Origin of the sequence: uncultured Hyphomicrobium sp., assembly GCF_902826555.1 — a bacterium.
Taxonomy (GTDB): domain Bacteria; phylum Pseudomonadota; class Alphaproteobacteria; order Rhizobiales; family Hyphomicrobiaceae; genus Hyphomicrobium_C.
In genome coordinates this window covers 5,793-28,876 of the sequence record NZ_CADEFI010000030.1, presented here as the reverse complement: position 1 = coordinate 28,876, position 23,084 = coordinate 5,793, and the positions used below count along the sequence as shown (strand labels likewise).

Below are 23,084 nucleotides of genomic sequence, written 5' to 3'. Positions count from 1 at the left end.
ACCGTGGCCGGCTCGCGTTGACAGGCACCGGGAGCCGAGCGACAGTTCGCCCACAAAAACTGGGGGAGCACGCCGCAATGGTTACGCCGGATCAGCCGACCGCGCCCGCGGCAAAGGGCACACCGGAAATTCGCATCTACGCGCACTCGCCGATCATCTACTGGTGGGTCGTCTGGGCTTATGGCTTCTTCTGCGCCGCTCTGACGTACGTCCAGGGCGAGCGGCTGGTCATCGGCGGCGCGGAGAAACCGCTGTTGATCCATCCGAGCCCGTGGGTCGGCCTCTCCTTCACCTTGCTTCTGCTGCTCGTCATTCTCGCGACCTCTGTCCGCGCCCGCGGTATCAACGCCCTTCTTTTGTTGGTCCTTCTCGGAGGCGCGGCGGCGGCAACCTATGTCGTCATGAACACGCCCGGCCTCTGGGCCACGCCGCCATCCCTGCTCCTGCACATGAACCTCGCCTTCTACCTGCTCCTCTCCACGGTGCTGTTCGTGGTCTGGTTCGTCATCGTCTTCATTGTCGACCGCCTGAGCTACTGGCGCGTACGCGGCACCCAGGTGGAGCGCGTGCAGCTCTTCGGCAGCGCTCTCGGCCGCGCGCCCGAGAGCTGGTCGGCCCTGCACGTCCGCATGACGCGCTATAGCGACGACATCATCGCCCACAAGATCCTGGCCCTCGGCTTCCTGGGCCTCGGCACCAGCGATGTCGACGTCAAGGTGTCGATCTTCGGCGGCGGCCACGAGCAATTCCGCATCGAAAACGTCTGGAGAGCCTCGACGCCGCTTCGCGAGGTCCAGTCGGCGATGGGCCAGAAAGCGACCGTCGTCATCTAGGCGGCACCCTCCGATTACCCCGTGCGGACGCCGTTTCGTCCGATCATTAAGCGCGCGTTTACCTTGCCTGAGCGAGGCTGCTCAAACATTTGCCACGGTTGTCTCGCAAGTCGGGAAACTGATTTCAGCGAATCGGCCCGCCTCACATGCCAAGTGATCAGCGCCCGCTGCCTGTTGCAGCATCGTATTTTGCCATGCATTGGCGGCTCGCGCTGCCGGCTTGGATCGGCGCTGCCACGGCTCTGATCGTCGGCGCCGCGGCCATGTCGGCTGCGGAGGCAAAGTCCCCCGGCTCCCGCTACTGCTTCCATGGCTTTTGTCATCGCGTCGGCACGCTGGCGCAGACTGACACGCTCGTCGGATGGCGCGGCTACCTCCTCGCGTCGTACTACGACAGCTGCCGTGTCGACCGCCTGAACCCCTGCGGACTGACGAGCTCGGGCGCCGTCTTCCGCCCTGATCTCCCCGATAACGCAGCAAGCCCGCTGCTTCCGGACGGCACCGTTATCCTCGCCTTCAATCCCAAGACCGGGGACGCCTCCGTGCTGCGCGTCACCAATGCGGGCCCCTACAGCGGAAAGCGCAAGCTCGACGTATCGCGCGCCGCCGCCGAGAAGCTCGGCTTCCGCAAGCAGGGAGTGGCCGCGCTCGTTATCAGCGTCCTGCAATCTCCGACGAAGTCCGAGGCGAGCTACGTGCGCCGGCGCGAGTATCCACGTGTTCCGGGTTATCTCGGCCGGTTCGAGACAGTCGATATGGCGCTCGAAGCGGCCGAGGAGCGTTTCGATGTGCGGGCGGACGACGAAAACCTGGCCGGCGACACCGACGCTGTCTTCGAAACCGCCGCGTTGGGAAGTGCCTCGGTGCCCAAGCCTCAGCTCGCTGTCTCGCCGTCGCTCGCCCGTGAGCTTGTGATGTTGCGCACGCCTCCGCGCCCCGCGAACCGTGGCATACGCCTCGTCCAAGGCCCGCGCCTCGTGAGCCGGGAGAGCTTCATGGCCCGGCAGTCTCCTGAACCGGCTGCCAGGATAGATTTTGCGTCGGGTCTGCAGCGGTACCTTCTGGATCCAAGCGCGCCAGCCGACTGATCGGTTGAGGCCGGCAAGGCCGCGAGGGGCGTCCTGTGCAACGCGCCGCCAGGCGTTCACATCAATACCTATTCGCTCGAGACAGTACGGCGGCTCTCCTTGTCCGCCGTTGGGACCAGGGCTAGCCTTGGTTTCGACAGCAGAACTTTAAGACGCGGATATCCATGCCCCTCTTCCGGCCATCGCTGCATCTGGTCGTCACCGCGGCGGTGCTGGTGGCGGCGGTTGCGCTGCGCATCCTCGATCCGAGCCCGGTGGCGCGGCTTCGCCTTTCGATTTTCGACAGCTACCTGAACCTTGCGCCGCGCGAGGCCGATCCCTCCTTCCCGGTCCGTATCGTCGATATCGACGAGACCTCGCTCGCCATGGTCGGCCAATGGCCATGGCCTCGGTCCGAGATCGCCCGCATTGTCGAGCACTTGACCAAGGCCGGCGCCAAGACGGTCGCCATCGACCTGATCCTGGCCGAGCCGGATCGCCTGTCGCCCGAGGCTCTGGCGCGGCAAGCCCAAGCCCGAAGCGAGCTGGCGCCCATCGTCGCCGAGCTCGCGACGTTGCCGTCGAACGACGAGATGCTGGCCCGTGCCATGTCCGGCCTGCCCGTCGTGCTCGGCCTGGCTGGCGACAGCGCAACGAACCGCAAGCCGGCGCCGCCGAAAGCCAGCTTCGCCGTTGCCGGGGACGACCCCCGCCTCTTTGTTCCAGGCTTTGCCGCCGCCATCGAGCCCTTGCCCGTCCTCGCCAAACCCGCAGCCGGCATCGGCGCCGTGAACTGGTTTCCGGCCAAGGATCAGATCGTTCGTCAGGTGCCTCTGCTCACGACGCTCGGCGGCGTCCTCGTTCCCACGCTCGCACTCGAGACCCTGCGGACGGGAATGGGAGAAACTACTGCCTTCATCCGATCCTCGGGCGGCAGCGGTGTGCTGGCGTTCGGAGAAGAGACCGGCGTCGAGACCGTGCGTGTCGGCGAGACCGTGCTGCCGACGGCAGGCGACGGCCAGCTCTGGATCAACTACGCCCGCCCCGATCCCCGGCGCTACGTCTCGGCCCACAAGGTGCTCGACGGCACCTTCGACGCCAATGCTTTTACCGGACGCTATGTTCTGATCGGCGCCAGTGCGACCGGCCTCCTGGACTTGCGCGCAACTCCCCTCGCCTCATCGGTTCCGGGCGTCGAGATCCACGCCCAGGCCGTCGAGCAGATGCTATCGGGAGCCCACCTCGTGCGGCCGGCCTACGCCACCGGCGCCGAGATCCTGTTCCTGCTCGCCGCCGGCATCCTTGTCGCAACGCTGATCCGCCGCTCGGGCCCGCTCGCGGCCGCCGCGACGGGCATCGCCGCCGTAGCCGCCGTCGCGGCGGGCTCGTGGCTTGCGTTCTCGAGCGGCGGCCTTCTGGTCGACCCGGTCTATCCCTCGCTGGCCCTGCTCGCCGTCTACCTTGCGGGCTCACTCCTCTCCTTCATCCGCACGGAGACCGACCGCGCCCGCGTCAAGCGCGCCTTCGGTCACTATGTTGCGGCTCCCCTGGTGGAAGAGTTGGCGGCCGATCCCGCACGCCTGAAACTCGGCGGAGAAACACGCGATATCACCCTCCTTTTTGCCGACGTGCGCGGCTTCTCGCGCATCTCGGAAGGCATGGACGCCGAGACCCTGATCCGCTTCGTCAACCGCCTGTTCACACCCCTCTCCGAGATCATCCTCGACCACCGCGGCACCATCGACAAGTTCATGGGCGACGCCGTCATGGCCTTCTGGAACGCTCCGGTTGCCGATCCCGATCACGCCGTGCGCGCCTGCCGCGCGGCACTCGCCATGCAATTGGCGATGGAGCGGCTCAATCGCGAGCAGGCGGCGTGCAAGGCCGCGGAGGGTGAGCCCCATCGGCCGCTTCGCATCGGCATTGGCCTCAACACCGGCCCCTGCTGCGTCGGCAACGTCGGCTCACCGCAGCGCTTCGACTATTCCGTGCTCGGCGATGCCGTGAATGTCGCCTCCCGCATCGAGGACGCCACCAAAATCTATGGCGCCCCGATCATCATGGGCGAGCGCACGGCTCGCGCGGCGGAGACGGCGGGCTTGGCCCTGCTTGAAATCGATATCGCGGCCCGCCTTCGCGGAAAGGACAAGCCCGAGCGGCTGTTCGCGCTCGTGGGCGACGAGACGACGGCGGCCTCACCGGCGTTCGTTGAGCTTCTCCAGCACTACACAAGGCTCCGCGCGGCGGTGACCCAGGGCAACCGGCAGGACGCGGAGGCCGAAATCGCATCCAGCCGGACCGCCGCCCGTGCACTCGCGGCTCCGCCCATCGACGGGCTCTTCGACTACTATGCCGCGAGCCTGACCCAGGTCTGAGCGGCCACCGCATCCGGCCTGCACCTGCTACTTGCCGCGGCCTCCCATGCTCCGCCCGCCATCCATGCCGCCACGGCTGCCGCCATGGTCGTGGCCCCTGTGCCTGCCGATCCCGATGCCAATCCCAATGCCGATCGCCGTTCCGACGGCACGTTTCGCATCGTCGTCATCGTCCTTCTTCGCCTGACGCTTCTTCTTCTTGATCTTCGGCTTGTCCTCGTCATCGTCCTTTTTCTCGGCACGCTTCTTCTTTGGCGGCTTCGTCGTCTCGGTCCGCCGCTTCGGGTTGTCGACGTCCTCGTCGTTGCCCTTAGGATTGTCGACCTCGGGAAGGGTGCCCAGAATGATGATATCGCGTGTCAGGATCGGCGTCGGATCGATGCTCGGCGTCTTGGCCACGAACGGAAACGCGTTGTCGAACGGCACGTTGTCCTTGCCCGAGAGCGACGCCCACTTCACCGGAGACCCCACGTCGCCGCCGCTCGTGATGCGGATCAGCTTGCCGGGCTCCGTCAAGTCCTTGCACTGGGTGCCGCGCACGTTGCAGACGCGGATTGCGCCTTCGTGCAAGAGCAGCCAGGACTCGGTGTCCTGGACGAAGACATCGAAAATCGTGCCGCGCACCGTGATGGCCGCCGCCGGCGTCTTGATGACGTATGTCGGCTTCTCGGCAACGCCGGTCATGAATCGAAACGTGCCCTTGACCAGATCGAGCACGATCGAGCCATTGCTCTTCGCCGGATCGTAGACGAACTTGTCGAGCTTGAGGTGCGAGCCAGGGCCGAGTGCGAGCTTGGTCTCGTCATCGAACTTGAACTCGCTCGACGCATCGCTGCCGACCTCGATCTGCTCGTCCTGATGCACACGGTCGCCCTTTTGCAGCGTCCGCGTATCGCGGTTGAATGCTGCCGTTACGAGATTGACCACAACAAGGGCCGACCCAATGGGCTGTTGAGCCGCCTCCACGTGCGAAGCCGAGGCCAGAAATACGAAAATGCCCATAAGCGGCGAAGGGATTTTCATGATTGCCATCCTCCTTCGTTGGCCCGGCGATCGTGCGCCGAGGCAACGCCTTTGGCCGGCTCGCTTGCCAGCGGAACCGGAACGATGCGGCATGACCAGGCAGCCAGTATAGCAAACGGCGCACCACCGCCTAGCGACGGGCGATTGTGCGCAGGATGCGCTGTTTCATCGGGAACAGGAGCATGCCGCGCCAGGGGCAATCAGTTCCCTGGGGAACAGGCGGCATCGGTGGCTGACGGCACTTCAGATCGGGATCGCGCCTTTGGAGAGATGATCCTTGGCCTTGTGCTCGGGCTCGACGTGGATCACGACCTCGGAGCCCTCGATCTCGGCCTCCAGCGCCGCTTCGAGCCTGTCGCAGATCTCATGCGCCGCAAGCACGGTCATCGCCCCTGGCACGACGAGATGGAACTCGATGAAGATCGCGCGCCCGGCCTGCCGGGTCCGCACGTCGTGGGCTTCCAGCGCACCATCCCCACTGCGCTGGATCGCGTCGCGGATGCGGGCCTGGATGGCACTGCTCGCCGCTTCGTCCATGAGGCCGCTCACGGAGGCAAGGGCAATATTCGACCCACTCCAGAGAATGTACCCCGCAACCGCCACCGCGAGCAGCGGATCGAGCACCTGAAGCCCTGTCACCGCCGCGAGCACAAGGCCGGCGATCACGCCGACCGACGTCATGACGTCGGTAAAAAGATGCCAGCCGTCCGCCACCAGCGCCGGCGACCTGAGGCTCCGCCCCCGTCGGATCAGAAACGCCGACCATCCGCCGTTGAGCGCTGTGGCGACCCCGCTCATCACCATGCCGAGACCGAAATCCTCGATCGCACGCGGTGTGACGAAGGCATCGTAAGCTTCACGGAAGATCAGGATGGCCGCCACCACGATCAAGGCGCCTTCGAGCACGGCGGAAAGATATTCGGCCTTGTGGTGCCCGAACGGATGCGTTCGATCGGCGGGCTGTTGGCTCACGTAGATCGCGATCAGCGCCGCTAAAGCCGCAACCAGGTTGACGATGCTTTCGAGGGCGTCCGAGTAGAGCGCCACGCTCCCCGTCACCAGATAGGCGCCATACTTGATCGCCATGACGGCGAGCGCGACCACGATGCTCCCCCCGGCGATCAGGGGCAGCGTTCGGCTCGAGTCGGGATTTGATGTCGATTTTGCCAATGCTTCAGCTCTCGATCGCGCACCCCGGAGCAGTAGGGTCGAATGACCCCAGTTACCTGCCAGAGACGCGCGCAAAACGCCATCCTCTGGGCATGCGGCCTCTCCGCGCGCAAGTCTGTCCGGGTGCTGCCGTTATCCACACAGATTGCGGCTTCGCCGCCTCCCCGCGAACGCGAGAATCAGGTCCCAAAGACAACTGCGGCCCCGCAGCGTGATGAAGCGGCGCGTGGCCCTGCATCAGGGAGCTTTGCCATGGCCAATTTTACGACTCACATCGCCGCCGGCACGTTGGTCTCCGGCTCGCTCGCCACCCTGACGCTGGCCGCCAACGTCATCGCGCCGGAAAACCTGATCCCCATCACTCTGGCAGGCGTGCTTGGCTCTGTCCTGCCGGACATCGACCTCAAGGAAAGCCGCCCCAGCCGCGCCATGTTTGCCGGTCTCGCGATCTTCTTCTCGTTCGCCGTGCTGTTCTCGGTGGCCGACCGCTATTCGATCGCCGAGCTCTGGCTGCTCTGGCTCGGCACCCTGCTGCTGGTCCGTTACGGACTGCACACTATTTTTCACAACATGGCCGTTCATCGCGGCATATGGCACTCGATCCTCGCCGCGCTCTTTTCAGCAGCGGCAACGGCGGTCGTCTTCGGCAACATCATGGATCGGCACGCTGGAGTTGCCTGGCTCGCGGCGGGCTTCATGTTCGTCGGCTTCCTGGTGCACCTCGCGCTTGATGAGATCTATGCCGTCGACGTGGAGGACAAGCGCCTCAAAAGCTCGTTCGGCACCGCTCTGAAGCTGATCGACAGACGCCACCCCTATGCGACGGGATCCATGCTGGCCGCCCTCGCGCTGGCGGTGTGGCTCGCCCCTTCGCCGAGCGTCTTCGTTTCCGGTCTCTCGTCCCGCGACATGTGGGCTGGCCTGAATGAGAGGCTGCTGCCGCGGGAGAGCTGGTTCGGCCTCGTCAAAGTGCGCAGCCTCGTCGCCGGAGCACCGAAAGACGCAAGCCCGATCACCACCGGCACCATCCCCGAGACGGCGGCCCAGCCAACGGCGCCGGCGGAGACCCCCGCCCCCGCGAGCCGATAGCCGGGCTCTGTAAACGGGAAAGGCGTTTCAGCCGACCTTGCGCAAGGTCTGGGCCTCGAAGCCGTGCAGATAATTCCGCACCAGGTCGTCCATCAGCACGCTCGCGTCGCCTTCGGCGATGATGGAAAGCTTGTCCGCGGCCGAGAGCGTCGAGATGCCGTGCACGCCCGCCCACAGCACCCGGGCGGAGCGCTTGATGTCGTCGGCGCCAAGCCCTTTCGAGAGCGGGCGCAGGGCGTCTTCCACCTTGCCCATCAGCGCATCGAACTTCTTCCGGTAGGCATCCGGAACGTTGCGCGAAAGCGGAATATGATGCTCGAACAATAGATTCCAGAGCTTCGGGTTGCCCGAGGCGAACTCGAGATAGCAATCCGCGATCTTGTGAACGCGTTCACGCGGATCTCCGCCCTTGGGAACGCGCGAAAGCGCATCCAGCAGGCTGTCCAGCAGCCGCCCCTCGATCGTCAGAACGAGGTCGTCGAGGTTTTCGAACGAATTATAGAGCGTACCGGGCGAGTAGTTGATTCGGCGTGCGATTTCGCGAGCCGACAGCCCACCAAGCCCTGCTTCCTGAATGAGCTCAGTCGACGCGCTGATGATCAATTCGCGCAGCTCTTCCGCGGTATGAAGGGATCGACGGCCCATAACCCTCTCTTGCGTACGAAGACGAAACCGCTTAGGGCGGCATTGAAACCCGACGCAACCGCATTGCAACCGACGCGCGCGGCCGATCACCCCTCGACATCATATGTGTGCGTGTTGCGTGTTTGCCACGCCGACGCACGCTACATCATCCCATGCGAACGAACACGGACCGCAATCCGTTCCGCAGCAGAGATAGGCATGGACAGCTTCAGCCAAAAAAGCCTCGCCCACGGCCACAGCATACTGAATATTCGGGGAGCCTGCAATCGCTTGGACACACCCATGGATTCCAGATCACACACGGATGATCTGCACCCGAACATTGGTCCAGCTTGAATCAGGACGAGAAGCAGCTCGACGTGCAGGTTGCCCCATCGAACGCGACGCAAAGCGACTTCCTCGGCTTGGCGTAGGCCTTCTTCGTCCAGGGACCGGCATTCAAAATATAGGAGCCGAACAAGGGCTCGAACATGTACCGCGCCTCGACGACAATCACGCTTTCGTTGGTCTTCAGCATGCCGGACGCGAGCGAATAGGCTTGGCATTTGGCCGGCACGGTGCCGTGATTGTGCGGAGGCCGGTTCGTCACGGACGGGTAGACGAGCGTCCGGCTGGCGTTGTTCGAGGCCGACATGATCGGAATGAGCGACAGGTCGAGCTTGCTGCCATCGTAAGGCGCCATGATTTCGTTGGCGATTTCGTAGATCGCCCTGACATCGTCCCCGGTCAACTGTTGCTCGCGGGCGACGAGGTCTGCCACCATGCTGGTCGCAAGGCTGATCCGGGTGTTGATCGACATCGCCCGGGTGACTTCGATGGCTCCGAGCAGCATCACCAATAGAACCGGCGCAATAAAGCCGAACTCGACGGCAGCAACACCGCCGATATCGCGGACGAAGCTGCGGATGGCTGCGGCGAGCCTGGAAGTCCTCGTCATCATTCGTAGGGCTCCGACCGGAAAGCCGTGGCGGTCGAGAGGACCAACTTGTCGGCGACGGCGTGATCCGGATTGAGAACGGCCCAAAGCGTTTTCCAGAAAGCGACCCCGACCTGCCAGTCGTAGCAAATGTTCACTTTCACGGCGTTGCTCGCATCGCCGGCACGCGTGCGGATATTGTCCCCCGGGTTGCCGGGTGGCTCGGCAAGATCGCCGCCGCTCGTCATGCAATTGACCTGCGGCAGATCGGCGAACCGCTGACTGCTATTGATATGAATTTTGAGCAGATGGGCGTCGCAATCCACCATGAAGCCGACGGAGTTGCAGTACAGGGTGCGGAACTGAGCCAACGTCAGCCCGGCCTTCTGCGCCTCGCCTGTTCTGAGCTTGCGGGCCGCTACCTCGGCGCCGTATTCCAGAAAATGCGAGGTAAGATACTGTGTCCCGAGCGTCATGATCCCCATCAGGAAGATGAAGAACGGAGCAGCCACCATCCCGAACTCGATGGCTGTGACGCCGCGCACATCGGCGCGGAAGCGACGCACCTGCAAGGCGACGCTGAAACGGATGCAGCCGAGGCGGGATGGACGCATGAGAGCCAGACGCACGGGTGGTTGAACGAACCGTGAGCCTAGAGCCGGTCATATATAGGAATAGTTGACGCCCAAACCCTTCCGGGGAGGAGGGTAAAGAACCGGTTACCCGGCGCCCGCCGTCGGCAGAGCCGAACACGGCAAACCGGGCACGGGCGCCCCTTCGGGGACATCCCGCAAACGCCGGTTCGGGCGTCGAAAGGAAATCGTTGGTGCGGTCGAGAAGACTCGAACTTCCACGGGTTGCCCCGCTACCACCTCAAGGTAGTGCGTCTACCAATTCCGCCACGACCGCATCATGGCTTGGAGCGCCCGTATATCCAACCGGCGACGGTGGAACAAGGCCCCCAGAGCCCGCCGAACTAACAGAGGCATGGGGCGAACGCAAGCACCAAACGCCAGGCCCCAAAACGCGTCGAAAGTGCGGCCCCGCGCCGCTCCACGAGGTGATACTCTCTATCTATGATGGATTTCGATAGAAGACCCGTCACCTGGACGGCGAGCCGTGACCTCGTGGACTATCCTGCAGCGGTGACCGCGATGGAACGCCGCGCCGCAGCAATCCATGCGCGCGAGGCCTCCGAGCTCGTCTGGCTGCTCGAGCATCCCCCCCTCTACACGGCCGGCACCAGCGCCCGGGATGCAGACCTCAAGCATCCGGACCGCTTCCCCGTCTTCGCCAGCGGGCGCGGCGGGCAGCTGACCTACCACGGACCGGGTCAACGCATCGCCTACGTCATGCTCGACGTGCAGCGCCGCTTCGGCACTGACGTCCGTGCGTTCGTCGGTGCCCTCGAACGATGGGTCATTGCCGGTCTGGCCCAGCTCGGCATCCGAGGCGAGGTGCGCCCCGGACGCGTCGGCGTTTGGGTGAGCCATCGTGATCGCGCCGACGCCGAGCGCAAGATCGCGGCCATCGGCATCCGCATCCGCCATGGCGTGAGCTATCACGGCATCAGCCTCAACGTGGACCCCGACCTCGCCCACTACGACGGCATCGTCCCGTGCGGCATCGCCGATCGCGGGGTCACGAGCCTCGCAGACCTCGGCTGCCCCACGTCTATAAAAGATGTGGATATGTGTTTGAGAACCAGTTTCGAGGCGACGTTCGGGGCCGAAACTGAGTTTGCCGATCCTGCCGGCGCTGGAATTGAGCCCGTCGTTGTTTCGAAATGAGACACATGCGGGTCGGCCAAAAAAGAAAACCCGGCCCGCGATAAGCGGGGCCGGGTCTCAATTCACTACGACGAGCTTCGGCTACGGACTTGGGGCGGGTTGAGAAGGCTGGGCGCCAGCACCTGGATCAAACTCGCCTGAACCAGATTCCAGCGGCACCCCCGTCCCATCGTCGTAGAGCTGCCCTTCCTCAATCGACGTGACGTCCGAGCTTTCAAGCTCAAATGGATCGTCTTGACTGTCGCCGAGCCGGATCAAGCACCCCTCCTCGCAAATCCCATTCAGCACCGCATTCGGCTTGAGAACATGGTCTTTTTGGGATGTTCCCTCGATAACGGTGACCTTACGGTCCACATCATCCCGATTTTTGATCGAAGCCGGGTGAGCGGCTGAGGGTGAAAGAAGGACTGCGATCAGGAACCCCGGGACGACGCGATGGGAAACCACGGTCAGCTCCGAGAGCTCGAGGCAGAAACTCGTTACTTCTTCTTCTTCGCCGCGGGCTTCTTTGCAGCTTTCTTCGCGGCGGGCTTCTTAGCAGCTTTAGCCATCTTCGTTAGTCCTTCCATTGAACGCCCAGCATGTGCTGGGCCGAATCTGACCCGACTCACGTCGGGCCGGGTTTCAATGTGGTCAGAATCAATCCCCTCTTCAAACGGAAATTTCCGGTGACCCCTATCGAAAATTTCGATAGATAGCATTCGAACGCCTCGACGCGTTGCGAGCACCCCATGGACATCAATCTCGCACGAACGTTTCTGATGGTCGCTGAGACGGGCAGCTTCATCGAAGCCGCCGAGAAGCTGAACATCACGCAATCCACCGTTTCCGCGCGCATCAAGGGGCTCGAGGAGCTTCTCGGCCGCCCCCTCTTCGAGCGATCCAAGTCAGGCGCCGACCTCACCGCGGCCGGCGAGCAGTTCAGGAAGCATGCCCTCGCGCTTGTCCGTGTCTGGCAGCGCGCGCAGCTTGAAGTCAGCCTGTCTGACCAGCACCGCGACCATCTCGCCGTGGGGGCGACACTCGGATTGTGGCAGGGATTCCTCTTGAAGTGGGTCGCGCGCCTGCGCACCGACAGCCCCGACATCGCCGTCTCCGCCATCTCGGCGCCGTCCACCACGTTGAGCCAGCGCCTGATCGAGGGAACGCTCGATCTCGCCGTGATGTATCGGCCCATCCAGCCTCCCGGGCATGTCGTCGAACACCTTTTCGACGAGGAGTTCGTGCTGGTGACGAGCGCGAAACTCACCGGGCGGCGCGCCGTCAGCGACTATATCTTCGTCGATTGGGGGCCCGATTTTCAGCAGGACCATGCCGCAGCCTACCCGGAGCTGACGAACCCCGGTCTCCACCTGGACCTCGGCTCGGTCAGCATCGACTATCTCCTGGCCAACGAGGCCTCGGCCTACTTCCCGTCCCGTATCGTGAAGCACCACGTGGCCCGCGGACGCCTGCGCCAGCCCAAACGCGCGCGCCGCTTCGTCTATCCGGTCTACATGGTCTACCCCGAGGCCCGCGACGAGGAGACCTACGAGCTGATCATCACCGGCCTGCGTGCCGCCGCCGCCCGCCTCGGCTAGATGTCGGGGAGCCTGAACTACGCCGTCTCGCGGACCTCGAAGCCGGTGAAAGCACCGGCGCCATCGGCCAGCACATTCACCGTCGCGACCTGAGCCGCCCGCGGCCCGTCCTTGCAGGCCGCGATCATTGCCGCAACGTCCGCCTCCTCCCCCTGAAACACCGCCTCGACCGAGCCGTCCCGCCGATTGCGCACCCATCCACGCAATCCGAGGCCCACCGCCGTCCGCTGCGTCCACAGCCGGTAGCCCACACCCTGGACCCGGCCTTCGATCCTGACCTGAACCGTTCTCACGGCCACTCTTTCCTACTGCCGGCTGCCCGTGACCTGTCATCCTAGGCCTTGTGCCCAGGATCCAACGCGCATCCCACTTGAGGTCAAGCGGCGTGCGAAACGACCGCCACGGGGGCGCATTGAACTTTGGATCCTCGGCATGAAGCCGAGGATGACAAGTGGAAGCGCCGCGATCGCTTCACGGCCTCTTGCCGAGTAAAACGCCTCCCTCCCCGGCTCGGGAAGGAAGGCGCAATCGCGTGAAACCACGGTTGTGACGCTCGGCGCCTCAAGCGAACTCGAGGATCACCGCGTCGACGGCCAGGCTGTCTCCGGGCTTGGCGTTGACCTTCTTCACCTTGCCGTCGCGTTCCGCCCTGAGGATGTTTTCCATCTTCATGGCCTCGACCACCGCGAGTGCATCGCCCGCCTTCACTTCGGCGCCCTCGCTCGTATTGATGGCCTTGACGAGCCCCGGCATCGGACAGAGCAGGAACTTGCTCATGTCGGCGGCCGCTTTCACCGGCATCAGGCTCGCAAGCTCGGCCTCGCGCCCCGTATAAACGAAGACCGGCGCCTGGACGCCCCGATACGACAGCGTCGCGCCGTTGAGGATGGGCCGCACCTGCACCGCCACGCTCTTGCCGGCAACCTGCCCTCGCCACACGGGCTCGCCGGCCGACCAGCCCGAGCTGACCGACACCGATTGCTGGACCGCCCCGTCCGCGCCGAAGAAGCTCACATGCACAAGGTCGCCCTCGCCGCCGATCTCGACGCTCTGGCGTTGTCCGCCCACATCCACCACGCGCCGCTTGGCGAACTGGAACGCTCCGTTCGCCATCTGGTCGCTGATCTGCCGCCGCCGCGTGTTGTGCCGGTGGTCGATGGCCGCAGCCACCGCGGTCAGCACGACCAGCTCCTCGCCCTGGGCAACCCGGCCCTTGAAGCCTTCCGGATACTCTTCGGCGATGAACCCCGTGGAAAGCCGCCCCTCGCGCCAGCGGGGATGATGCATCAGCGCCGTCACGAACGGCACGTTGTGCTGGATACCGTCGATATAGAACGCGTCCAGCGCCTCCGCCTGCGCATCGATGGCCGCGATGCGCGTCGGTCCATGCGTCACGAGCTTGGCGATCATCGGATCGTAGAACATGGAGATCTCGCCGCCCTCGAAGACGCCGGTGTCGTTGCGCACCGTAAGCCCGTCGCGCGTCTCCTCGGCGGGTGGACGGTACTTCACGAGACGCCCGATCGACGGCAGGAAGTTGCGGAACGGGTCCTCGGCGTAGACGCGGCTCTCGATCGCCCAGCCGTTGAGCTTCACGTCCGATTGCTTGAACGGCAGCTTCTCGCCGGCAGCGCCCCGGATCATGAGCTCCACGAGATCGACACCCGTCACCAGCTCCGTAACCGGATGCTCGACCTGGAGGCGCGTATTCATCTCCAGGAAGAAGAAGCTGCGGTCCTGCCCGGCCACGAATTCGACGGTTCCGGCCGAGTCGTAGCCGACCGCCTTCGCCAGCGCGACCGCCTGCTCGCCCATGGCGCGGCGCGTCTTCTCGTCGAGCAGCGGCGACGGCGCCTCCTCGATAACCTTCTGGTTGCGCCGCTGGATCGAGCACTCGCGCTCACCGAGATAGATGACGTTGCCGTGCTTGTCGCCGATCAGCTGGATCTCGATATGGCGCGGATCGACGATGAACTTCTCGATGAACATGCGGTCGTCGCCGAACGACGCCTTGGCCTCCGAACGCGCCAGCGGGAAGCCTTCCTCGACTTCCTTGCGGTTGAAGGCGATGCGCATGCCCTTGCCGCCGCCGCCCGCAGATGCCTTCATCATCACCGGATAGCCGATTTCCTCGGCGATCTTGATCGCGTGCTTCTCGTCCTCGATCTCGCCCATGTAGCCGGGCACGGTCGACACCTTGGCCTTGGCCGCGGCCTTCTTGCTTTCGATCTTGTCGCCCATGGCGGCGATCGCCTTGGGGTTGGGACCGATGAACACGATGCCGGCTTTCTCGAGCGCGATCGGGAATGCCTCGCGCTCCGAAAGGAAGCCGTATCCCGGATGCACCGCCTCGGCGCCCGTTTCCTTGCAGGCCGCCACGATCTTGTCGATCAGCAGGTAGGATTGCGCCGCCGGCGGGGGCCCGATGTGGACCGCCTCGTCCGCCATCTCGACGTGCAGCGCATCACGGTCGGCGTCCGAGTAGACCGCCACCGTCTTGATGCCCATCTTGCGCGCGGTCTTGATCACGCGGCAGGCGATCTCGCCGCGATTGGCAATGAGGATTTTCTTGAACATTAGCCCTTGGCGCCCTGTCTGAATGTCGGGGGAAGCGTCGATTAGGCTCTTCTAGACTAAACCCGCCGAGCGCGTAAACCGCGATCAATGGCCGGCGAGCGAGCCTCTATGACGGGAATGATACAGAATTTCGCAGGCTGCCCGGACCTGAGGCCGTCCAGCCCTGAAAGGGTGCAAGCGGCGGCAGGGCTCACCCCGGAGGCTCGGAGCGCGTCAATTTGGCCGTCCGCAAGGGCGATTGGCGCCTTAGGCGGCGAAGCCGCTGAACCCGACCCCAAGCCGCCGGCCCGGTTCCCCGATCAGGCACTCGCGGTCGAGATGCGCGAGCACCGCCGCCTCGATGGCCGAAGGCCTGAGGCTGGAAAGGATCCGCTGCGTCAGCCAGCCCGGCTCCTCGTCGACAATCTCCTCGCCGGTCACGATCTCGATCCGCTGCCGCTCGAGCCGGGCCAGTGCCCGTTCCTCGCTCGACTGGGTATGATAGTCGTGCCTGAGACGCCCGAGCGAAGCGGCGATTTGCGCCTCGGGCGCCAACTCCTCGCTTACGGCCGGCCGCAGCGCAACCGCACGCGGCGGAACCGCATACCCGTGCTCCGCCAGCACGACGTTGGCCAGCGCCTTGGCAAAGAGATCGGTCCACGCAGCCGGGACAGGCCGGTTCGACACCGCCTTATTGATGCCGATCAGCACCTCGGATTCGGTTCGCGTCAACGGCAGTGCGCTCTCGCCGCCGAAAGCATTGAGGATCTCGCGAATGAGTGCCACCTCGGCATCCGAGATGCTGCCGGGCACCACCCCTTGACCCGCGAGCGGACCGTGCCCGCGCCGCAACGGACCGAAGCCGTGGGCAACGGCGCCGGCCACCTGTTCGAGCGCGAATGTCGCGAGGCTGAGCGGGAACCAGCGCGCGCGGCCGAGGATGGCAACCAGGAGATCGAACTCCGCCCGATTGGCGATCCAGCCGTCGGTTACCAGCTTGCCGGTGAGCCAACGGCTTTTCTCGACCGTAATGTAGCCCTCGGGACCGCTCTGGTTGAGAATGTAGTCGGCAATGGCATCGACGAGAAAGCCGCTCCAGGACGGCGCCTGCACAGGGCAGGAGCGGTTGAGCCGCAGGAGAGCTTCGGCCTCGTTGTCACGGATGTGCGGATCTTCCGCAAAGGCTCTCTTGAGCCGGGTGACGTCGCTGTCTTTGATGCTGCCGCGGAACTCGAAATCTTCAACCGGAACCGACTTGACCACACGCATGCAACTTCCCCGCCGCGAGCACTGCACTGACCCAGACCCTAGGCGATGCATCCTTACCAATCGCCTAATGCTCGGCTCGGAACGAACGGACAGGAAGCCATGTTGGACCAAGGTGTTGCGCAATGGCCGCGTCGACCGGCCGGCAGAGCGATGCGCAGGACCACTTGAGTTCTCGCTGCTGCGCTATAGGGTGCGGCCGGCGCCGCCGATCCGGCCAGCGCCTCTCCTGGGCTGCCACTCATGAAACCACTTGTCCGCTTCGCGCCGAGCCCCACCGGACGCCTTCATATCGGCAACATCCGCACGGCGATCCTCAATTACCTCCTTGCTGAGAAGCACGGCGGCTCATTCCTCCTGCGCCTCGACGATACCGATATGGAGCGTTCGACGGAGGCCTTCGCCGAGGGGATTCGCACGGACCTCCGCTGGCTTGGCTTCTCATGGCAGCGCGAGGAGCGTCAGTCGCTCCGGCTTGCCCGCTACGCCGAGGTTGCAGAGGCGTTGAAGGCATCCGGCCGCCTTTACGCCTGCTACGAGAGCGAGGATGAGCTCGATCGCAAGCGAAAGCGCCAGCTTGGCCGCGGCCTGCCGCCCATCTACGACCGCGCCGGACTGAAGCTCACCGCCGACGACAGGGCCCGGCTCGAAAAAGAGGGCCGCAAGCCTCATTGGCGCTTCCGTCTGGACAACACCAGCCCCGAGGGCGGCCTCGCGCCGCTCCCCACCATTGTCTCCTGGAACGACCTCGTCCGCGGCGATCAGACGGTGGACATCGGCTCGCTTTCGGACCCGGTGCTCATCCGCGAGGACGGTACACCGCTCTATACGTTCACCAGCGTCGTCGACGACATCGATTTCGCCATCACGCACATCGTACGCGGCGAGGATCACGTCACCAACACCGGCGTCCAGATCGCCATCTTTGAGGCTCTTGGCGCCGCGCCGCCCGCCTTCGCCCACCACAGCCTCCTGATCGGCGCCGACGGCCATGCGCTCTCCAAGCGCCTCGGCACGCTCTCGATCGAGACCTTCCGCAACGAAGGCCTCGAGCCGATGGCGGTCCTCTCCCACGCCGCCCTCCTCGGCACCTCCGACGCCATCGAGCCCCATGCCGCGCTCCGCGAGCTGGCCGAGCTATTCGACCTCGGCAAGATTTCGACGGCACCCGGCCGTTTCGATGTCGAGGAGCTGAAGGCGCTCAATGCCAAGCTGCTGCACAAGCTTCCCTACGAGGACGTGGCGACCCGGCTGGAGACGCTCGGCGTCGCGGGCGGCGCCCAATTCTGGGAAGCCGTGCGCGGCAATCTTACCGTGCTCCCCGATGCCCGCGATTGGTGGACCGTCGTGGCCGGCGAGATCGAGCCCGTGATCGAGAATAGGGAACTGAGTGCCAAGGCAGCGGACCTGTTGCCGCCCGAGCCTTGGGATTTGAGCACCTGGCCGACCCTCACCGGCGCCGTGTCGAAGGAGACGGGACTCAAAGGCCGCGCCCTGTTCCACCCGCTGCGCCTCGCGCTGACCGGCCGTGACGCCGGCCCCGAGCTGAAAGCCCTGCTGCCTCTGATCGGTCGCACCCGCGCCGAAGCCCGCCTCCGCGGCCGCCGCGGATAGGTGCCGTCTTCACGAGAAAAGGGAAGATAGAAGGCCGAGCCTAAGGCGCGGTCGACCACGGCAGCTGCTCGCCGCCGCCTTGCGGCGCTTGCTGCGGCGGCGGTGATGGCGGCGGCGCCTGACCACCGGTCGAGCCGGTCGGCACCTGCGCCGTCCATCCGTCGCCCGCGCCGCCCGCGCCCTGCTCCACCGTCACACCCGGCTCCGGCTTGTACTCGGCCATCTTGCACGAGCAGCCGTTGACGTACTGCTTGCGGTAGAGGAAGGCGCTCTTGAGCTGCGTATAGGGCACGTTGCTGCGCGCCTCCACCGCCTGCTCCATGCCCGCGCCCGGATTCTGATGGTAATAGAGCGACGCCGGCGACGCGCACTTCGAATGGCAAACCTCTTCGTCGCGCTGGAAGTGGTTGGGCAGCGTCGAGAAGCTGACCGGGAAATAGTAGCCGTCGCAGAGCCGCACGCACACTGTGCGGTAGGTGGCATAGGGCAACGCGCCGAAGCTCGACCCGCCGCCATAGCCGCCGCTGCTCTCTTCGTCGTCCCAGAAGCCGGAAATGCCGCCGCCGCTCTGCCGCCGCGCTTGCTGCTGGTAGTTGGGCCCGCAGTTGTTGCGCGCCAGCTCCCGGATGATCTCGTCCTGATAGGAGCGCCCCGACGAACCTTCGAGCTGCCGCAGCTGCACCTCGAGATCGTCGATGCGGCGGCGCGCATCGTCCGCTTGATTGGCGAGATCGACGCAACGGCGCGACTTCTTCAAGGTCTTAGAGAACAGAAAGTATTCGTAGCAGTCCGCCCGATCGAGTTCGCGCCGCTGGCCCCGGTAGACGTCCTCCACTTGCCGCAGCTCGTTCTGGACCATCGGAATGAGATTGCGGGAATCGCCCCCGCGCTGCCCCTCCTGCACGAGCCGCTGCTCGAGCTCGAGACAGACCGAGTTGCCGCGCAATCCGGGCTGCCCCTGCGACGCCGGGTCGTCGGGATCTCCATACACGGGAGCGCTCGGAACCGGCCCCGGACGGGACCGCGGCTGCTCGTCGTTGCCACCGAACGGCCACCAGCTCTGAGCCAGTGCCGGCACGGCCACGCCGCCCGCCAGAACGACGACCGCAAGCCCGACGAATGCCGCCCGCGTCCGCTGCCCGGATATGAGATCGAGGATCTGGCGCCGCACGCCACGTTGACCGTTTCTTGCCATCGCCCATCGAAGCCAGGGAACCCGGTCCCTGGACCAAGCCCCCGCAATTGATCACTCATTCATACTATGGGAGGCCCGGGATAAGCGGTCAATGCGGGAGAATTGCGGCGTCTCGCCTGTTGTTCACGGGTATCGGAGCCCTTGCCGGCCCTGTGTCCGCTTGACGCCATTGAGCCGGCCCCCCATAACACGGGCGCATGAGAACCACGCTGCGCAACCCTGCCGTCACGATTTGCGGCATTATTATCATTTCGAGCTAGTCATACACGGCTGGCGCGCGGCCCCGTTCTTTGCCTCATGACAAGACAGAGAAGCGCCCCGCCAGTCGGAGCACTGCCCTGCGCGTGCCTTGAGCCGGGCCGCGCAAAGCATGAGGAGAGGACGCGTGTCGCTCACGCTCTATAATACGCTGACGCGGCGCAAGGAGCCGTTCGAGCCGATCGATCCCGCCAACGTCCGCATGTATGTCTGCGGGCCGACGGTCTACGACTACGCCCACATCGGCAACGCCCGCCCCGTCATCGTCTTCGACATGCTGTTCCGCCTGCTCCGCCACCTCTATGGGGCCGGACACGTCACCTATGTGCGCAACATCACTGACGTCGACGACAAGATCAACGCGCGCGCCGCCAAGGACTTCCCCGACCTGCCCCTCAACGAGGCCATCCGCCGCGTGACCGGCGCCACGGAAAAGCAGTTCCACGACGACATCGCAGCACTCGGCGTGCTCCCGCCGACCGTCGAGCCTCGCGCCACCGAGCACATCGAGGAGATGAAGCGTCTCATCGAGGCGCTCGTCGCTCGCAAGCACGCTTACGTTGCCCAGGGCCATGTCCTGTTCGACGTCTCGTCCATGCCGGACTACGGCCGCCTCTCCAACCGCTCGCTCGAGGAGATGGAGGCCGGCGCCCGCGTCGAGGTGGCCCCTTACAAGAAGGGCCCCATGGACTTCGTGCTCTGGAAGCCCTCCAAACCCGGCGAGCCCGCCTGGCCCTCGCCCAGCGGCATCGCCGAACCCGGCCGCCCCGGCTGGCACATCGAATGCTCGGCCATGTCGGAAAAGCACTTAGGCCCCGTGTTCGATATCCATGGCGGCGGCATCGATCTCGTCTTCCCGCACCACGAGAATGAGATCGCCCAGTCGCGCTGCGCCCACGGTCTGCCCGTGATGGCCAACGTCTGGATGCACAACGGCTTCCTGCAGGTGGAAGGCGAGAAGATGTCGAAATCGCTCGGCAACTTCATCACCATCAACGAGCTGCTGGCAAGCAAGGCGTTCGGCGCCAGCCAGTGGCACGGCCGCGTCATCCGCCTGGCCATGCTCGGCACGCACTACCGCCAGCCCATCGACTGGACCGCCGAGCGCCTGCTGCAGGCTCGCGCCACGCTGCTCGACTTCGCCGACCTTCTCGCCTCCGTCGAGCCGGCCGCTGCGCCGAATGCCGATGTCGTCGCCGCCCTATCCGACGATCTCAACACGCCGAGCGCGCTCTCGATTGTCTATGGTCTCGCCAAGTCCGCCAGGCGCAACGCTGATGCGGCGTCGGAGCTGCGCGCCACCCTCGATTTCATGGGTCTTTACGGCGGCGAAACCCGCGATGCGCTGAACGTCGGCGTGGAAGCGGTATCCGTGGATGCGGACAAGGTCGATGCCCTCGTCGCCGCCCGGCTCGCTGCGCGCAGGGCCAAGGACTTCAAGGAGAGCGATCGCCTCCGCGACGAGCTGGCCGCCATGGGCGTCGCCGTCAAGGACGCCAAGGACCCCAGCACCGGCGAGATCGTCACCACCTGGGAGGTCGCCCGATGACGACCACCGCCTACCCGCTGCGGCCGTTCCTCACCGCCGATACCATGGCGCTCCGCGAGCTGTTCGCGCAGTCGATTGAGGAACTGACCGCTGAGGACTACGACGAGGATCAGCGCGTGGCCTGGGCCGCGACGGCCGCCGACGCCGAGGCCTTCGCGGCCAAGCTCGGTGGCATGGTGACCCTCGTCGTCCAAGTGGACGGAGAATACGCGGGTTTTGCATCGCTGAAGAACAACGACAGCTTCGAGATGCTCTACGTGCATCCCCATTTTTCCGGCCAGGGCATTGGCAGCGCGCTCGCTGACGCCATCGAGCGCCTTGCCAAGGGCCGCGGAGCCAAGGAGATCACCGTCGAATCCAGCGACACGGCAGAACCCTTCTTCGAAGGGCGGGGCTATGTTGCCACCCAGCGCAACATGGTCCCCCGCGACGACCTCTGGCTGCCCAACACGACCATGAAAAAGCGGCTCGGCGCCGCCAACGACGGCTGATCCCGATGACCAAGGAACGCCTCTATCTCTTCGATACGACCTTGCGCGACGGCGCGCAGACGACGGGCGTCGACTTCTCGCTCGAGGACAAGCGGCGCATTGCGGCCATCCTCGACGATCTGGGCCTCGATTATGTGGAAGGCGGCTACCCGGGCGCCAACGATACCGATTCCGAATTCTTCAGGACCAAGCCATCGTTCCGCCATGCCCGCTTCACCGCATTCGGCATGGTGAAGCGCGCCGGCCGCTCTGTTTCCAACGACCCCGGCCTGCAGGCTTTGCTGACGTCCGCGGCCGACAGCATCTGCCTCGTTGCCAAGTCATGGGACTATCACGTGCGCGTCGCCCTCGGCATCACCAACGAGGAGAACCTCGCCGCCATCGCCGAGAGCATCGAGGCCGTCGTCGCTTCGGGTCGCGAGGCCATGCTCGATTGCGAGCACTTCTTCGACGGCTACAAAGGCAACCCCGACTATGCCCTTGCCGTCGCCAGGACGGCCCGCGACGCCGGCGCCCGCTGGGTCGTGCTCTGCGACACCAACGGCGGCACGCTGCCCCATGAGGTCGAGCGCATCGTCGCCGAGGTGGCGAAGCACGTGCCGGGTAACCACCTCGGCATTCACACCCACAACGACACCGACAATGCCGTCGCCAACACGCTGGCCGCCGTGCGCCAGGGATGCCGCCAGATCCAGGGCACGCTGAATGGCCTCGGCGAGCGCTGCGGCAACGCCAACATGACGTCGATCATCCCGACGCTGCTGCTGAAGAAGGACTTTGCCGAGCGCTTCGAGACCAACGTCTCGCCTGAGCGCCTGCGCACCCTCACGCACGCGAGCCGTGTGCTCGACGAGGTTCTTAACGAGGCCCCCAATCGTCACGCGCCCTACGTGGGCGAGAGCGCGTTCGCCACCAAGGCCGGAATTCATGCCTCGGCGATCCTGAAGGAACCCGAAACCTACGAGCATGTGCCGCCCGAGGCGGTGGGCAACGAGCGCCGCCTGCTCGTCTCCAAGCAGGCCGGACGTTCCAATGTTCTGGCCTCCCTGGAGCGGCTGGGGCTCGTCGCCAACAAGGACGACCCGCGCATCCAGACCCTGCTCGACGAGGTGAAGGGGCGCGAGTCCACCGGCTACGCCTACGAGGCGGCTGAAGCCTCCTTCGAGCTTTTGGCCCGCCGCCACCTCGCCAACGTCCCGCGCTTCTTTTCGGTCGACAGCTTCCGCGTCATGGTCGAGCGCCGCCACAATGCCGTGGGCGAGCTGGTCACCGTCTCGGAAGCGACCGTCAAGGTCTTCATCAACGGCGACCGCGAGCCGCTCTGGTCGGTGGGCGAAGGTAACGGTCCCGTCAACGCCCTCGACCGGGCCTTGCGCAAGGATCTCGGCCGCTACCAGAAGCACATCGAGAGCATCGAGCTTGTCGACTACAAGGTGCGGATCCTCACCGGCGGCACAGAGGCCGTGACACGCGTTCTGGTCGAGACCGCGGACCACGCAACCGGGGAACGATGGATCACCGTCGGTGTTTCGCCGAACATCATAGATGCCAGCTTCGAGGCCCTCCTCGACTCCATCAACTACAAGCTCCTCAGGGACGGCGCGACGGCGGCATGACCATGATCGCTTTGGACCCTATCCGTCCGAAGCGTGAATGATCGGTCTCAC

20 protein-coding genes and 1 tRNA gene are annotated in these 23,084 nt (G+C 65.0%); 10 read left to right on the top strand and 11 right to left on the bottom strand.

From position 1 onward, the window contains the following. The first annotated feature begins 77 nt into the window (after positions 1-77). The 3 genes from QZV93_RS12790 to QZV93_RS12780 all read left to right on the top strand — a co-directional run bounded on the left by QZV93_RS12790 (position 78) and on the right by QZV93_RS12780 (position 4,275). The gene (locus QZV93_RS12790) at positions 78-833 is read left to right on the top strand and encodes a hypothetical protein (RefSeq protein WP_295558990.1); all 756 of its coding nucleotides are present in this window, start codon (positions 78-80) and stop codon (positions 831-833) included. 194 nt (positions 834-1,027) lie between these two features. Then, positions 1,028-1,921: a septal ring lytic transglycosylase RlpA family protein gene (locus QZV93_RS12785; RefSeq protein ID WP_295558989.1), complete on the top strand. Its 894-nt coding sequence runs from the start codon at positions 1,028-1,030 to the stop codon at positions 1,919-1,921. 164 nt (positions 1,922-2,085) lie between these two features. Next, positions 2,086-4,275 (top strand): adenylate/guanylate cyclase domain-containing protein, encoded by a 2,190-nt coding sequence (locus QZV93_RS12780; RefSeq protein ID WP_295558987.1) that lies wholly within the window; start codon positions 2,086-2,088, stop codon positions 4,273-4,275. A 27-nt stretch (positions 4,276-4,302) separates the two neighbouring features. Here QZV93_RS12780 and QZV93_RS12775 read toward each other — a convergent pair whose 3' ends face one another. Both QZV93_RS12775 and QZV93_RS12770 read right to left on the bottom strand, forming a co-directional pair. After that, positions 4,303-5,298 (bottom strand): FecR domain-containing protein, encoded by a 996-nt coding sequence (locus QZV93_RS12775; protein WP_295558986.1) that lies wholly within the window; start codon positions 5,296-5,298, stop codon positions 4,303-4,305. Between the two features lie 243 nt (positions 5,299-5,541). Continuing rightward, positions 5,542-6,468: a cation diffusion facilitator family transporter gene (locus QZV93_RS12770; RefSeq protein ID WP_295558985.1), complete on the bottom strand. Its 927-nt coding sequence runs from the start codon at positions 6,466-6,468 to the stop codon at positions 5,542-5,544. A gap of 252 nt (positions 6,469-6,720) precedes the next feature. Between QZV93_RS12770 and QZV93_RS12765 the strand changes: the two genes are divergently transcribed. Next, on the top strand, positions 6,721-7,557 hold the full coding sequence (locus QZV93_RS12765) for a metal-dependent hydrolase (protein ID WP_295558984.1): 837 nt from the start codon (positions 6,721-6,723) through the stop codon (positions 7,555-7,557). Positions 7,558-7,584: 27 nt separating this feature from the next. Here the strand turns inward: QZV93_RS12765 and QZV93_RS12760 are convergent, their stop codons facing one another. The 4 genes from QZV93_RS12760 to QZV93_RS12745 all read right to left on the bottom strand — a co-directional run bounded on the left by QZV93_RS12760 (position 7,585) and on the right by QZV93_RS12745 (position 10,027). Continuing rightward, positions 7,585-8,202 carry a TetR/AcrR family transcriptional regulator gene (locus tag QZV93_RS12760; protein WP_295558983.1) on the bottom strand — a complete coding sequence of 206 codons (618 nt, stop codon included), beginning with the start codon at positions 8,200-8,202 and terminating at the stop codon, positions 7,585-7,587. A gap of 337 nt (positions 8,203-8,539) precedes the next feature. Continuing rightward, complete coding sequence (locus QZV93_RS12755; protein ID WP_295558982.1) at positions 8,540-9,142, bottom strand: TadE/TadG family type IV pilus assembly protein; 603 nt, start codon at positions 9,140-9,142, stop codon at positions 8,540-8,542. Beyond that, positions 9,139-9,732: a TadE/TadG family type IV pilus assembly protein gene (locus tag QZV93_RS12750; RefSeq protein ID WP_295558981.1), complete on the bottom strand. Its 594-nt coding sequence runs from the start codon at positions 9,730-9,732 to the stop codon at positions 9,139-9,141. Before QZV93_RS12750 ends, QZV93_RS12755 begins: the two co-directional genes overlap by 4 nt. Positions 9,733-9,942: 210 nt before the next feature. Continuing rightward, a tRNA-Leu gene (locus QZV93_RS12745) sits at positions 9,943-10,027 on the bottom strand. 167 nt (positions 10,028-10,194) lie between these two features. On the opposite strand from QZV93_RS12745, the gene lipB reads away from it, so the two are divergent. Then, positions 10,195-10,908 carry a lipoyl(octanoyl) transferase LipB gene (gene lipB / locus QZV93_RS12740; RefSeq protein WP_295558979.1) on the top strand — a complete coding sequence of 238 codons (714 nt, stop codon included), beginning with the start codon at positions 10,195-10,197 and terminating at the stop codon, positions 10,906-10,908. 81 nt (positions 10,909-10,989) lie between these two features. Here the strand turns inward: lipB and QZV93_RS12735 are convergent, their stop codons facing one another. Further along, a complete protein-coding gene (locus tag QZV93_RS12735; RefSeq protein ID WP_295558978.1) occupies positions 10,990-11,355 on the bottom strand; it encodes a hypothetical protein in 366 nt (121 codons plus the stop codon). Between the two features lie 284 nt (positions 11,356-11,639). On the opposite strand from QZV93_RS12735, the gene QZV93_RS12730 reads away from it, so the two are divergent. Continuing rightward, the gene (locus QZV93_RS12730; RefSeq protein ID WP_295558977.1) at positions 11,640-12,488 is read left to right on the top strand and encodes a LysR family transcriptional regulator; all 849 of its coding nucleotides are present in this window, start codon (positions 11,640-11,642) and stop codon (positions 12,486-12,488) included. A gap of 17 nt (positions 12,489-12,505) precedes the next feature. On the opposite strand, the gene QZV93_RS12725 is transcribed toward QZV93_RS12730, so the two are convergent. The 3 genes from QZV93_RS12725 to QZV93_RS12715 all read right to left on the bottom strand — a co-directional run bounded on the left by QZV93_RS12725 (position 12,506) and on the right by QZV93_RS12715 (position 16,313). Then, positions 12,506-12,787, bottom strand: a complete 282-nt coding sequence (locus QZV93_RS12725; RefSeq protein WP_295558975.1) for an acylphosphatase — start codon at positions 12,785-12,787, stop codon at positions 12,506-12,508. Positions 12,788-13,049: 262 nt separating this feature from the next. Further along, positions 13,050-15,065 (bottom strand): acetyl/propionyl/methylcrotonyl-CoA carboxylase subunit alpha, encoded by a 2,016-nt coding sequence (locus tag QZV93_RS12720; protein ID WP_295558973.1) that lies wholly within the window; start codon positions 15,063-15,065, stop codon positions 13,050-13,052. A gap of 246 nt (positions 15,066-15,311) precedes the next feature. Then, positions 15,312-16,313, bottom strand: a complete 1,002-nt coding sequence (locus tag QZV93_RS12715) for a hypothetical protein (protein ID WP_295558971.1) — start codon at positions 16,311-16,313, stop codon at positions 15,312-15,314. Positions 16,314-16,553: 240 nt separating this feature from the next. Here QZV93_RS12715 and gltX point away from each other — a divergent pair, with 240 nt between their 5' ends. Continuing rightward, positions 16,554-17,924 carry a glutamate--tRNA ligase gene (gltX, locus tag QZV93_RS12710; protein ID WP_295558969.1) on the top strand — a complete coding sequence of 457 codons (1,371 nt, stop codon included), beginning with the start codon at positions 16,554-16,556 and terminating at the stop codon, positions 17,922-17,924. Between the two features lie 40 nt (positions 17,925-17,964). On the opposite strand, the gene QZV93_RS12705 is transcribed toward gltX, so the two are convergent. Further along, a complete protein-coding gene (locus QZV93_RS12705) occupies positions 17,965-19,119 on the bottom strand; it encodes a DUF2865 domain-containing protein (protein WP_295558967.1) in 1,155 nt (384 codons plus the stop codon). Positions 19,120-19,504: 385 nt separating this feature from the next. Between QZV93_RS12705 and cysS the strand changes: the two genes are divergently transcribed. Genes cysS through cimA form a run of 3 tightly spaced genes read left to right on the top strand, consistent with a single transcriptional unit; the run spans position 19,505 to position 23,033 of the window. Next, the gene (gene cysS, locus QZV93_RS12700; protein WP_295558965.1) at positions 19,505-20,926 is read left to right on the top strand and encodes a cysteine--tRNA ligase; all 1,422 of its coding nucleotides are present in this window, start codon (positions 19,505-19,507) and stop codon (positions 20,924-20,926) included. After that, positions 20,923-21,417 carry a GNAT family N-acetyltransferase gene (locus QZV93_RS12695; protein WP_295558963.1) on the top strand — a complete coding sequence of 165 codons (495 nt, stop codon included), beginning with the start codon at positions 20,923-20,925 and terminating at the stop codon, positions 21,415-21,417. The genes cysS and QZV93_RS12695 overlap by 4 nt, the downstream gene beginning before the upstream one ends. Before the next feature lie 5 nt (positions 21,418-21,422). After that, complete coding sequence (cimA, locus tag QZV93_RS12690; RefSeq protein ID WP_295558962.1) at positions 21,423-23,033, top strand: citramalate synthase; 1,611 nt, start codon at positions 21,423-21,425, stop codon at positions 23,031-23,033. Positions 23,034-23,084: the final 51 nt, after the last annotated feature.